Consider the following 12,427-nt stretch of genomic DNA (forward strand, 5'->3'; position numbering starts at 1 on the left):
TGTTAAAAGATAATCTAAAATTATAATGTTTATGAGAAATTGCAAACGGATCTCATCTCTTGTATTTGTTTATAAAACAATCATTTTAATTCATTTTCTTCTAAAACACTCCAAAATAAAGAAGGTGACGAGCTTAAGATTGTAGTATTCGAAAAATCAGTAGTTTAGTTAAACCAATACGATAAGCAAGTATACCTTGTTATTAATGAAAGAGGACCTGATATGAACATCAGGTCCTCTTTTACTATATAATTATTTCCCTGCTTCTTTTAGTTTTTTCTAGCTTTAAATACCGGCGCCTTAGCAGCAAAAAAACTTGTAGGAATCTTTATCTAACGTTTTATTCTTCTCTACCGATTTAACTTCTCGACAGCTTCCGCACTTGTATCTACACGTTTAACGAAAAAAACTAATAGTAGTGCAACAACATTCATGCCAAGCGCTACATAGAATGAATACTGAATTCCAGATAATAAAGCCTTTTGAGTTACTATTGCCTTCGTAGTTTCTGTGAAGGTTGTTGGATCTATATCAGACATTAAACTTTCAACTTTTGTTTTTGTTACAGAATTCATAATCGTAACAAGAATAGCAGTACCAATCGAACCGGACACTTGTTGAGCTGTATTATTAACAGCTGTACCGTGCGGATTTAAGCGAGTTGGCAATTGATTAAGACCATTTGTCATAAGTGGCATCATCACCATCGCCATCCCAAACATCCGCAGTGTATAAATAAGAATAATATGTGTATGACTAGAGTCAATTTGCAGACTTGCCAACATATAAGTTGAAACAGCTGTAATGGAAAGCCCTACTATGCCAAGAATCCGAGGACCATATTTATCAAATAGTTTACCTGTAATTGGTGACATAATCCCCATTATTACCGCACCTGGAAGCATCATCAGCCCAGAGCTCAGCGGCGAAATACCACGGACGTTTTGTACATAAGCTGGTGTTAAAATCATACCCGAAAACATGGCCACCGCGTTGACAATTGCAATTACAGACGCAAGTGCAAACATTGGGTACTTGTAAACACGTAAATCCAATAACGGCTCATCCATTTTTAATTGGCGGATAATAAAAGCAATTAGGGCAATAGCGCCTATGATTAAGGTTGTTAAGACAACTTTATTTGTCCAACCATCGGAGCTTGCAGAACTGAATCCATATAACAAACCGCCAAAACCGACAGAAGATAATAGTAATGAGAGATAATCAAGTTTTGCATTTTTGTTTTGTTTCATGACATTCTCAGATTTCCAAATCCCTAACAGTAAGCTAATGATTGCTAACGGTAAAATCATTTCAAAAAGCAAACGCCAGTCATAATACTCTACAATATAACCTGATAGTGTCGGTCCAATTGCTGGAGCTGTAATCATAACTAGTCCAAAAATCCCCATTGCTGTTCCCCTTTTTTCTCTTGGAAAGCTTACTAGCATAATATTCATTAACAAAGGCCCCATAACTGAAGAGCCTGCCGCTTGAACCATCCGACCAGTAAGTAATAAACCAAAATTCGGCGCTACAGCCGCTAAGGCAGTACCAAGAATAAAAATCACCATAGATGTAATAAATAGGCTCCTATTTGAAAAACGCGTTATTAAAAATGCTGATGCCGGAATTAATATACCATTTACAAGCATATACCCTGTAGAAAGCCACTGGATCGTTGAATAATCTTGAATGTTTAAATCTTTCATTATTGATGGCAAGGCTACATTTAAAAGGGAGTTATTTAGAAATGAAACAAATGCCCCAATAAAAAGGATTACAAGCATTACATATGGTGGTTTTCTTTTATGTAATGTTTCACTCATATATTTAATTGCCCCTTCATTATAAATTTCATTGATTCGTTTAAATCGTTTACATATTTGCACAAGAAAACATTACCCTTGCAGTATTTTGCCAAACTCTTCGAATGGATATTCTCTTTTTAGCAATTCCACTTGCCCAACATAACATTTTAAAATCTTTTTCTTGATGAAACCTTTATAAAAACGTTTGTTAACGGAATTTAAATTAGGCTGAAATACACAAAATAAGCAACTGAAAATCCCCTTCTAAAATAAAGTGAAACTTTAAATCAACAAGTCCACACACCCATTCCTTTAAATACAGGCTTGTAGATCTAGTTATGTAACCATCCATAAAAAGGAATATTACATAGGCTAAGTCTAACATTACATTTTTAAAGTGAGGAGAATAAGCGTATGGACCAATATTGGTATTTGAATTCAAAGGGAAACGGGGAACAATATACTAACCAAATTTCATTATATTCACAGCCCGAAATAACTAAATCTGAGGTAATGAATGATTTGAAGATTCCTGAGAATTGGAGTTATCGAGTCTATCCAGTTAGTTGGGATTCATCAGCCAATTATACGGGATTCAATCCCCAACCCCCTCCCTTCTCTTGGGGGCAGCAGCCAATCAATTATGCAGGGACAATACCACAAGGTCACCCTACTAATTGGACTCCATTACCAAGTCATGCAGGTTTTAATTTTCAAAAACCTCCCTTCCCCTGGGCCCAACCATTCAATCATACAGGGATGTTCGCACAAGGTCATCTTGCCGCTTTACTATCGCCGCCAGCCAAGCCTTTTCATTTCAATACCAATAACTCGGGTGTTTTTGGAAACCCTCCAGGATGGGGTGGTCCGTGGGCCCCAATGGGATGGGGAAATAACGGAGGTAACGGTCAGCTAGGAATGCTTGGAAACTTACTTACAGCAGGAAAAGGCACCATGAGTGGAATAGGAATGATTAGTAGTCTAATCGGGATGGGGAAATTCTTCTTTTAGTTAATTAAAGTGATAGAATTGGTCCGCAGCTCAAATAGTCCAGTATATAACAAAAAGCATTGGATACCCAATGCTTTTTACACTTACGCAAATAGAGACGTATTCGCATATAAAGCTGGTGAACCACCTGAATGTACGAATAAAATATTGTCTTCCTTATTAAATTTACCTTTTCTAATTAAGTCGATTAATCCCGCTACTGCCTTACCTGTATACACTGGATCAAGTAAAATACCTTCTGTTTTCGCAAGTAACTGAACTGCCTCTACCATTTCCGGCGTTGGTAACGCATAGCCTGGCCCTACATATTCATCAAAGCACGTAACAGCGTCGCGTGGGATAAAGTTTGGAATACCAACGTGTGCTGAAGTTTCCTCTACAAGTTTTGCTACTTTCTCTTCTTGCTCAGCTTTTCCTCTACTTACGTTAATCCCGATTACAGGAATATGGCTTTGCGTTCCAGAAAAACCAGTAATTAAACCAGCATGCATACCAGCGCTTCCACTTACACAAACAACTGAACTGAAATCAATTCCTTGCTCAAATGATTGCGCCATAATTTCTTGGGCACAAGCAACGTATCCCATTGCGCCTGTAGGATTTGATCCACCAACTGGAATTACATATGGTGTACTACCTTTTTCACTTACTTCTTGTGCTACTTTATGCATTTCTTCCATCAGGTCTGCTCCGTTCGGTACAACAATGACATTCTCAGCACCTAATAAGTGATATAAGAAATAGTTTCCGTTAAAGTCTCTCTTCTCTTCTGGCTCAAGCCCTTCCTCTAATACAAGAATACATTTCATTTTTTCTTTTACCGCAGCAGCAAGTGTCAGGCGGCAATGATTTGACTGAATACCACCAGCTGTAATTAATGTATCTGCACCCTTTTCCTGTGCATCTGCAACTAGAAATTCTAACTTTCTCGTCTTATTGCCACCGGCTGTTAAACCAAGTAAATCATCTCGTTTAAAATAAATAGTCGGACCACCAAGTGATTCAGAAAAATTGTTTAACTTTTCAATTGGTGTATATGATTCTGTATATTTTTTTCTCGGGAATTTAGCTAAATTCATTGTAACGCTCCTTTTGTACTTCTTTCACAATATATGTAACGTTACTATTATTACACGTAAAAATGGTGAAGTCATCTTTCTCGGTTAAAAATGTATTAGAATTTCATTTTGATAAGTAAAACCGTATTAATGATTTTAACTTAATTACGGTACATGAAATTTATATCAACGATTTTTTAAATATATCGTTCATTACTTACAATATATCAACGATTTTTCAAATATATCGATCGTAACTTGCAGTATATCAACGATTTTCTTAATATATCGATCTATCGACAAAAAACGACAGACAGGCAACCCCTTTCTCATCAACAAAAAAAGAGCCCACACATTCAAATGCAGACTCCCTCCAATCACTTATTTACCGTAAAACGAAGTAACTGCGTTAATCCCGGCTCTAAATTCATTTCACCTTTATGGCGTACGTATACGACTTTATCTCCATCAAATTTCGGAGGATTTGCTTTACTATACGTATGCCACTCATTCGTTCCTTCTATAGTGTACTCCATATATTCAGTTGCACCGACAATTATATTTTTACTATCATCTGCTGTTACATTTGGTGCCATCTGCGCAATTTTTGAATCACTAATTAATAACTTCTTTATATCCTTATCACGTTTGTAATCGTAAGCTGTCACAATTACATCGTTACCATATGCTTTCACTTGCAACCCTTGTTTAAATGAATAGCCATCAGGAGCAGTCCTCTCTCCTCCATTTGGTCCAGCCGACATCCAGCCCGTTTCAATCCCGCCCGTATTTACAACAGTAAATCCTTTTTTATCTCCGCCTGCAATTTTCTTTTTACCAGCCCAGTCCGGTAAGTTTAAATCCCAATGCGTATGACTCGTAAAGAAAACGACCTGCGGATAGTCTTTTAATATATCGTACAATTTATCAACGTTTAAATAGTCTTGTAAATATGGTGATTGTCTTGATCCAGATACTGTATCAGGTAAAACGTGATGAGAGAAAATGAAAATTGGTTTATTTTTATCTTTTTGGCTGTACTCTTCTAAATTTTGTTTTAGCCAACCTAGTTGCTCATCACTCATATATACTTCATCCCACATTTTTGAATCATGGTATTTCATATATTTTTCCGTCCCTAAAAATAGAAGCGGATAACCATCTAATTCTTTTTTATGATATACCTTTTCTTGTCCACTAAATTTCAGATAGCGGTTAAATAAAGTTTCCTCAGTTACACCATTTGGCCATGTACTTTGAGAGAGTTTCCCATCCGCTGTCCATTTACCAGCATAAAACTCATGATTCCCAACAGTAGACCATACATTTTCTGGATGCTTATTTTTATTTAACACACGCTTTACATCATCATATTGTGACTGTTGTCCAGTCGGCGTTATATCCCCATTCATAATAAGCGCTCTAGAAAGTGGCGTCACTTTGTTCATATCTTTTAGCACATGATCAAAATCCCCTAAATCCCCTTGAATATCACTAATAACATTAAAAGTTGTAGCTGATTTTCGGGCTTGCTCTTTCCCTTCCGCATGCACTGAAAACGTCGGTAATAATGCCGCCATAACTGCTAACGAAGCAACTGTCTTTTTCATACAAATTCTCCCCCTAATAATAGAATGTACAAACTGACATGTTCTGCTTTCTCTTAGGTGCTTGTCCAATTCACATTATAAGGAGGGATTGTAAAGATAGATGGAGTAAAAAATTAAGTGTTTTTTAAGAGATTTTGTTGTTTTTTGCACTCCATAGCGCTACCTTTTCAAGTATCCTATTAATATTAAATGAATGTAAAGTTACACGATAAATCTCTTGGTTTGGTATGTTGTATTTTAATCTATTTTACACTCTCTCAATAAAGCGCTTTACCCCTTCAAATTTTCTTCATTTAATCTGAATAACTCTTGTAAAATAAAATGTCCATTTTTTCTTATCAGTACATCATCAAACCAAATTTCACCACCTCCATACCCTGGTTTTTGAATGTTTACTAAATCCCAATGTATCGATATTCCCGTTGTCTGCATCATATAATGAATCTCGCATATTATTCATGGATGTAGTATATAAGGATTAAAAACTAGAGCATACTCTACAACTAGATAGATTTATTAAATGAAATAATTTTCCTACAGGGCGAAAAAATATTTTACACTGAATTTTCTGTTTATTTATCCCTTTAAGTTATATAATTAAGTAGTAATATACTTCACAAAAAAAGGATGGTGCCATGTATATGCAAAAGGAAGAATGGGTTCAAAGATTAAAAGAGGGTCGATATTATGTAACTTCTTATGAAAGTATCATGAAAAAGATACACAAACGTCCTAGCCGTATACCTGGGATATTAATTGCATTCGTATTATTGATGATCTTACCAGGAGGATTATTTAGTTATAATGATACAAGTAGTATGTTTATTATGTGGTTTTTTTTAATTGTATTTGTTGCTGCGTGGCCATCTATAATACACGTGTTTAGAAAATTTACTGCTTCTAAATATGACCCTCAAATTCAAGAATATGATCAAAAATTTCAAAGTAGTATACCAATCCCAATTAAGTATTTTTCAGTCAAAAAAATTGATGCATGTATAGTAGCGCTAGAAAGCGGAGCAGCAGATGATTTAAAAGAAGCTTTAGCAATCTGGCAAGTTACTGAAACAAGTACAGTGCAGCATACTTTGTTAGAAGAACAAAATACTCTTTTGAAACAGCAAATACGTACAACAAAACAGGCTGCAAATGCGGCAAGGGATGCGGCAGATGCTGTAGATCAACTCCGCCGTTAGTAATAGAAAACATAAAAAAAGATTCCTTCTGACAGTAGCACTCTACCATACTTTCTAACTCAGGACTTTTCACGTTGGTTAAAAGTCCTGAATCCGGTTATATCATTAGAAAAAAGACACAGAGATTCCTCCCCATGCCTACTAATTTCCTACCTTTTCACCGCATGCACATAATGCACTGTCTCAAAAGCTTTCAAATAATCGTTTCGTCCTTCAAAATATAATTTATTTATGTCTTCTGGCGATAAATGTTCATAAATGAGTAAGCCCGCCTTCTCTAACAGTGCTTCCATTTCGGCATAAGAAAAACATGATTTCATCGGTTCTCCGCCTACCGCAGCCATTTTTACCATATTTTCAACTCGATTGGACAGTCCCTTTTCTGTAAACAAGTTTTCATCGGGATAATCAAAAACGATAGAACTGCCTGCCGGAACCATCTCGAATAAACATTCTAATAAACTAGCAAGTTCCTCTTTCGTTAAATAGTACGTAACACCTAAAAGGCTAAAGAAAGTCTTTTTATGTTCAAATCCTTCATTGCTTAACTGTTCATAGGAAAATCCTTTCGTAAAATCCATTGAAACAAAATGAAGGTTTTTTGGAACTTCAAGTTCTGTTTCTTTTATTCTTTCCTTCTTAAACACCTGCGTAGAAGGATGATCCACTTCAAATATTTCTATTTTATTTTCCAATTCTCGGTGTCTAAAACTGAACGTATCTAAGCCTGCACCGAGTATGACGTATTGTTTCGCTCCTAATGTAATTTCATGTAGTAATACTCTTTCACAATATGCAGCACGTGCTAAAGGTGTTGGTGATAATTGCACTTGTGTAATCCATTTTAATATTTCTTGTGGATTATCTTGAAACTGCTGTGCAATGTCTGTATTGAAGAAATGTATTCCTTGAACCATATTCGTTTCAATATTAATTCGTTTTTTTGGCGAAATGAACTCTTTAGCTACATAATCATCAAAGATTTTCGGATTATCAAATTCACTATGATATGCCCTGCTGAAAGCTGATACTAACGACGTTACACTTGCTTCACCTTGTTTCACGCACATACACTCTCCTTCATTTTCACAACAAAAATAGGGTTCCCCTGGCCAGGAGAACCCTATTATACACCTTATTTTTATATTGGTAAATTATAGCATAAATAAGTTTTTTTGTCAAGTTTTCAGCCTACTAACGCTCCAACAATTTGTGTAATCTCTAGCAGGAAGATTTCGATCTACACTGAATATTCCAGTTCATAACAATACAAATGGAGGGCGTCATGAAAAGATTAGTCATCATTACAGTTTGAAAAACACACAGTGGAAAAACTACATTTGCAAGAGCATTAGAAAAAGAGTTACCCCACTCTTTCGTTATGGATCAAGATAATCAAGCTGAATTTATTAGCACGCATTATGAAAAATTACAACCGACAGAAGGATCAAATACACTAAAGCACAGTCTTTCAAAATTCATTGTTGATTATGCGAAAGAACATACAAATTTACACCTTATTATTTGTAATTCCAATCGCAGTAAAAACGGAAGATTCTATTTACTAAACGAATTATTTCCACAGAATGAATATGTACGCATATTAGTTCATTTTGACATTCCAGATGATGTACTTTATGAAAGAGTGGCTCGAAGCACGCGAAGTACGAATATTTTTAGAGGTGGATATTCTAGTTTCAAAGAAGTACTTGATCGACAACAAACTGAATCACTTCACGATAATGTGGTAGATCCTGTAGAAAACGAGGCTGATTATTTGTTTGTTATTCGCAATAATAAAGATGTAAGCTTTACTATAGAAGAAATTGTTCATCTAGCTAAAGGTTTATCCCCTACCCCAAATAAGAGATTATAAAAATTACATAATCATAGATTATTATGCAAATCCTTCCTCTAAGCGCCTAACATAGTATATAATAATAAGATAATCTACTTCTATATGCTCATTTTTACACAAAACAGTTCATGCATATGAAAGAAAAGAGGTACAAAAATATGAAAACAAAACAAACAATCGCTGCGTCTACACTAGCTTTAGCAATGATTGCTGGCGCGAACCCTGCTCATGCGGAAGTAAATGATGCTACTCCTCAGCAAAGTACGGGAGATCGATTAGCTGAAATTAAGCAACATAAACAAGAGTTAGATGCGAAATTGCAGCAACACAAAGAAAACGTGGATCAAACATTGAATGAACTTAACAAGGTTAAGGAAAATGTTGATACGAAGGTGAATGAACTACATGAACGTAAACAAGTTGCTGATGAAAAAATTAACGAGATTAAACAACATAAACAAGAGTTAGATGCAAAACTTCAGCAAGACAAACAAATCGCCGAAGATAAAATCGCTGAAATTAAAGAGCATAAAAAACAAGTAGAAGATAAAGTTGCTGAAGTAAAAGAGCATAAGCAAAATATCGATAACAAAGTGAATGAGATTAAAGAACATAAACAAACTGTCGATGAAAAAGTGAATGAAATGAAGCAACATAAAGAGAACATTGATCAAAAGGTTAATGAACTTAAGGAAGTTAAAAAACAAGTAGATGAAAAATTAGCTGAGTTAAAAAAAGCGAAACAAACTGCTGAAGACAAACTCGCTGAACTAAAAGAAAACAAGCCGAATACTGGTGACACGTTAGAGGAACTTAAGAAAATTAAAGGCAATTTAGACAGTCTTTCTGCTAACTTAGAACTAGCTAAACAAGATGTAAAAAACAAACTAGCTGAATTACAAAAGGCTAGAGAAGATTTACTAAATAAAATTAACGAAATTAAACAATCGAAACAAACTGTTTCAGACGATTTAACAAAGAAAAAACAAGACTTAGATATTAAAATCAACGACTTTAAGCATACTGAGAAAAAAATTGACGACAAATTAGCTGAGTTACATACAACGAAGCAAAATGTTGATAACAAGATTAATGAAGTGTCACAGTCTAAACAAACGCAAGCAGATAATAGTACTAAAAACAATAACGCTAAAGAACTTCCTAACGCTGGTAGCGAGCAATCAAACAATATGGCTCTAGGAATGCTATCTGTATTAGGCGGGATTTTATTAATAACACGCAATAAAATTAAAACGTTATTCTCAAAATAAAGCCATTATACTTATTAAAAACAATGATACAAAGGCCAACCGCATATACGGTTGGCCTTTTTCTTTATATTAACTGTCCATCTCGAAGCGTCAATATACGATCACATACATCAAGCATTCTTTCATCATGTGTAATCATAATTGCTGCTTTTTGGCTCTCTTTCACTTCACGTTTCATCATTTCAACAACTTCACGTGCGCGTTTTGAGTCTAAGCTTGCCGTTGGCTCATCCGCTAATATTAAATCTGGGTTGTTCATGAACGCACGAGCAATTGCTACCCTTTGTTTTTCCCCACCAGATAGTTGATTTGGATAATGATTTTTTCTTTCTCCTAATCCAAATGCCGCTAATAAATGATCCGCACGCTTTTCTGATTCTTGTTTACTTTCTTTTTTTAGCTTTGCAATATAAAGCAATTGTTCTTTCACATTTAAATATGGAACAAGATTTGCAAACTGGAAAATGAAGCCGATTTTTTTCAAACGAATGTCTGTCATTTCCTTTTCTGATAGCTTCGTAATATTTTGCTCACGAATGTAAATATCCCCTTTTGACGGTGATAATAGTGCACCTGCGATTGATAATAATGTACTTTTCCCTGATCCAGAAGGACCGACGATTCCGATAAACTCTCCAGCTTTCACATCAAGCGACATCGGATGAAGGGCTGTTACTTCCGTATTCCCTTCTCCGTACACTTTACTTACTTTGTCTAATTTCAATAATGAAGTCATTACATCCCGCCTCCAATTGCTTCTAATGCATCAACTTTTAATACTTGGTATAACGAAATAAGTGTTCCTAAAATACTAATTACGATAAAGATTGCTGCGTATTGTGCAATCATCGGTGTTGTTAATAAGAACGGCATACCCGCTGGTAAAATTTGTTCTAACCCTTGTACAAGAACGATACTAATTACCATCGCAACGACTGATAAGAATAACGCCTGTACGACTAAACTATTTGCTAAATATGAGTTCTTTGTACCAATTGCTTTTAATACACCTAATTGCTGTGTTTTTTGTAGTGTAATAACATAGAAGAATACACCAATTAATAACGCAGCGATCACAAGTAAGAACGCAATGATCATCGTTAATGTTCCTTGCTCTTCTTTAAATCCTGGAATACTTTGCAGTACTTCTTTTTTATCGATAACGTGAGCATTTTTAATTTCTTTATCTGTGTTAAGTGCAATTGCACTATAATCTTTTTGGTTTGGTTGTGAAATAGATCCCCATACGTCTTCATTTACATAAACGACTGGTGTATGGCTAAACATTTGATCTTTCGTAAATCCGACGATTGTAAATTCTTTCTTTGAAACAGGATCGATAATTGTATCTCCAATATCGATTCCCTTCTCTTTAATCGATTCATCAGCAACCATCTCGTTGTTTGCTGTACCTAATTTCTCACCTTTTACAATGTTCGGTTCTAAAAATGAATCTCGTTCGCTTGAGAAAATAGCGATATCAACCTTTTTCGAACTATCTTTCTTTTCATATGTTGAAACTTTCACACGAAACGGAACTGCCTCTTTGTCACCTACTTGATTTACTACGTTATCTACATCGTCTTTCTTAATTTGTGAACGAAGTAATTTATTTTCCGCATCATCTGCTAAAACGAACTTATTTGCCTCCATATTTTGAATCGATGAAGCATTATCATATGATAATCCATTTGCTAATCCTGAAATAACAAGGACTAAAAATGATAATAACACCATAATCAATCCGATTAATCCGTATCGTAATTTTGATTGTTTTAATTCACGCAGAGCTAAAAACATTTCGCTCGCTCCTTCCTCTTTCTTTCTATGCACTTATCATAAAAAAGAAATATGAACGGAATATGAACAGAAGATTACAGAGGGTAAGATTTAATTTTCAGAAAGTATTGAAAATAATTGAAATCCTTGATACAATTCAGTCAAATAATCTTGACCGAGTAATTTCATTTAAGGAGTTGATCATTTTGAAGCCCGTATTAACACTAACTACTTATAGCCAACTAAAAGCATTAAGCGATCCACTACGTGCCGAAATGATGATACGTCTATGCGAACGTCCTTATACTGGACAATTACTATCTGAGAAATTCGGCATTTCAAGGGCGAAAATTCATTATCATTTAAAAGAATTAGAAAAGAATGGTCTTATAGAGATCGTTTATACAGAGGAAAAGAATGGGATTATTCAAAAGTTTTATCAATCTGTCGCGAAAGGCTTCACCCCTGCTACAGATCTATTACCTCATTTAGAGATAGTAAGCGAATCAGGTCGCCAAATCTTTTTACAAATGATAGAAAGAACGAAAAGCCAAATTCTCGCTGCACCAGAAGAAGCTTTTACATTACGAAATGCAAGTGAAGATCCAGCTAAGTGGAATTACGTTTCATCCTGCTGGGAATTTGATGCTACGCCAGAACAATTTCAAGTGTGGGTAAAAAAGTTTTATGAATTAATGGCTGAATTAAACGAAATTACAAAAGGTGCAGATAAAGATCCGAATAGTAAACCTTATTATATTTCTACTACTGCACTTCAAATCGCTGAGAGAACAATGCAGCAATTTATTAAAAAAGAAGAAAAATCGTAATAC

General features: G+C 35.1%; 10 protein-coding genes and 2 pseudogenes. 5 read left to right on the forward strand and 7 right to left on the reverse strand.

Translation table 11 applies throughout. The features are described from left to right. Window positions 1-350: 350 nt before the first annotated feature. Entirely contained in the window at window positions 351-1,829 is a 1,479-nt protein-coding gene (locus V6946_RS16440; protein WP_366981864.1) for a DHA2 family efflux MFS transporter permease subunit, read from the reverse strand. Window positions 1,830-2,225: 396 nt separating this feature from the next. Here V6946_RS16440 and V6946_RS16445 point away from each other — a divergent pair, with 396 nt between their 5' ends. After that, the gene (locus V6946_RS16445; protein ID WP_000373135.1) at window positions 2,226-2,822 is read left to right on the forward strand and encodes a hypothetical protein; all 597 of its coding nucleotides are present in this window, start codon (window positions 2,226-2,228) and stop codon (window positions 2,820-2,822) included. A gap of 83 nt (window positions 2,823-2,905) precedes the next feature. On the opposite strand, the gene V6946_RS16450 is transcribed toward V6946_RS16445, so the two are convergent. The 3 genes and pseudogenes from V6946_RS16450 to V6946_RS16460 form a co-directional block, all read right to left on the reverse strand. Next, on the reverse strand, window positions 2,906-3,901 hold the full coding sequence (locus V6946_RS16450; RefSeq protein WP_006922782.1) for a D-cysteine desulfhydrase: 996 nt from the start codon (window positions 3,899-3,901) through the stop codon (window positions 2,906-2,908). A gap of 356 nt (window positions 3,902-4,257) precedes the next feature. Beyond that, window positions 4,258-5,490, reverse strand: coding sequence for a DUF4073 domain-containing protein (locus V6946_RS16455; RefSeq protein ID WP_006922783.1), 1,233 nt, complete (start codon window positions 5,488-5,490; stop codon window positions 4,258-4,260). A 270-nt stretch (window positions 5,491-5,760) separates the two neighbouring features. Next, window positions 5,761-5,988 (reverse strand): annotated as a pseudogene (locus tag V6946_RS16460) (aminopeptidase); the annotation flags it as partial. A gap of 137 nt (window positions 5,989-6,125) precedes the next feature. Between V6946_RS16460 and V6946_RS16465 the strand changes: the two are divergent. Continuing rightward, the gene (locus V6946_RS16465) at window positions 6,126-6,686 is read left to right on the forward strand and encodes a hypothetical protein (RefSeq protein WP_006922792.1); all 561 of its coding nucleotides are present in this window, start codon (window positions 6,126-6,128) and stop codon (window positions 6,684-6,686) included. Window positions 6,687-6,835: 149 nt separating this feature from the next. Here the strand turns inward: V6946_RS16465 and V6946_RS16470 are convergent, their stop codons facing one another. Further along, complete coding sequence (locus tag V6946_RS16470; protein WP_006922793.1) at window positions 6,836-7,756, reverse strand: class I SAM-dependent methyltransferase; 921 nt, start codon at window positions 7,754-7,756, stop codon at window positions 6,836-6,838. 215 nt (window positions 7,757-7,971) lie between these two features. On the opposite strand from V6946_RS16470, the pseudogene V6946_RS16475 reads away from it, so the two are divergent. Next, a pseudogene (locus tag V6946_RS16475) lies at window positions 7,972-8,562 on the forward strand (AAA family ATPase). 140 nt (window positions 8,563-8,702) lie between these two features. Continuing rightward, a complete protein-coding gene (locus V6946_RS16480; protein ID WP_006922797.1) occupies window positions 8,703-9,815 on the forward strand; it encodes an LPXTG cell wall anchor domain-containing protein in 1,113 nt (370 codons plus the stop codon). A gap of 64 nt (window positions 9,816-9,879) precedes the next feature. Here the strand turns inward: V6946_RS16480 and V6946_RS16485 are convergent, their stop codons facing one another. Continuing rightward, entirely contained in the window at window positions 9,880-10,551 is a 672-nt protein-coding gene (locus tag V6946_RS16485; protein ID WP_000202606.1) for an ABC transporter ATP-binding protein, read from the reverse strand. Next, a complete protein-coding gene (locus V6946_RS16490) occupies window positions 10,551-11,615 on the reverse strand; it encodes an FtsX-like permease family protein (protein WP_006922800.1) in 1,065 nt (354 codons plus the stop codon). The genes V6946_RS16485 and V6946_RS16490 overlap by 1 nt, the downstream gene beginning before the upstream one ends. 185 nt (window positions 11,616-11,800) lie before the next feature. On the opposite strand from V6946_RS16490, the gene V6946_RS16495 reads away from it, so the two are divergent. Beyond that, window positions 11,801-12,424, forward strand: a complete 624-nt coding sequence (locus V6946_RS16495; RefSeq protein ID WP_000805790.1) for an ArsR family transcriptional regulator — start codon at window positions 11,801-11,803, stop codon at window positions 12,422-12,424. Window positions 12,425-12,427: the final 3 nt, after the last annotated feature.

Origin of the sequence: Bacillus sp. PPSBB_2 (assembly GCF_045291115.1) — a bacterium.
GTDB lineage: Bacteria > Bacillota > Bacilli > Bacillales > Bacillaceae_G > Bacillus_A > Bacillus_A cereus.

Bases quoted from the DNA above. Each gene is read 5' to 3' on its own strand.
- V6946_RS16465 (WP_006922792.1), top strand. From the start codon at position 6,126: ATGTATATGCAAAAGGAAGAATGGGTTCAAAGATTAAAAGAGGGTCGA.
- V6946_RS16490 (WP_006922800.1), bottom strand. From the start codon at position 11,615: ATGTTTTTAGCTCTGCGTGAATTAAAACAATCAAAATTACGATACGGA.
- V6946_RS16470 (WP_006922793.1), bottom strand. From the start codon at position 7,756: ATGTGCGTGAAACAAGGTGAAGCAAGTGTAACGTCGTTAGTATCAGCT.
- V6946_RS16450 (WP_006922782.1), bottom strand. From the start codon at position 3,901: ATGAATTTAGCTAAATTCCCGAGAAAAAAATATACAGAATCATATACA.
- V6946_RS16445 (WP_000373135.1), top strand. From the start codon at position 2,226: ATGGACCAATATTGGTATTTGAATTCAAAGGGAAACGGGGAACAATAT.
- V6946_RS16485 (WP_000202606.1), bottom strand. From the start codon at position 10,551: ATGACTTCATTATTGAAATTAGACAAAGTAAGTAAAGTGTACGGAGAA.
- V6946_RS16480 (WP_006922797.1), top strand. From the start codon at position 8,703: ATGAAAACAAAACAAACAATCGCTGCGTCTACACTAGCTTTAGCAATG.
- V6946_RS16455 (WP_006922783.1), bottom strand. From the start codon at position 5,490: ATGAAAAAGACAGTTGCTTCGTTAGCAGTTATGGCGGCATTATTACCG.
- V6946_RS16440 (WP_366981864.1), bottom strand. From the start codon at position 1,829: ATGAGTGAAACATTACATAAAAGAAAACCACCATATGTAATGCTTGTA.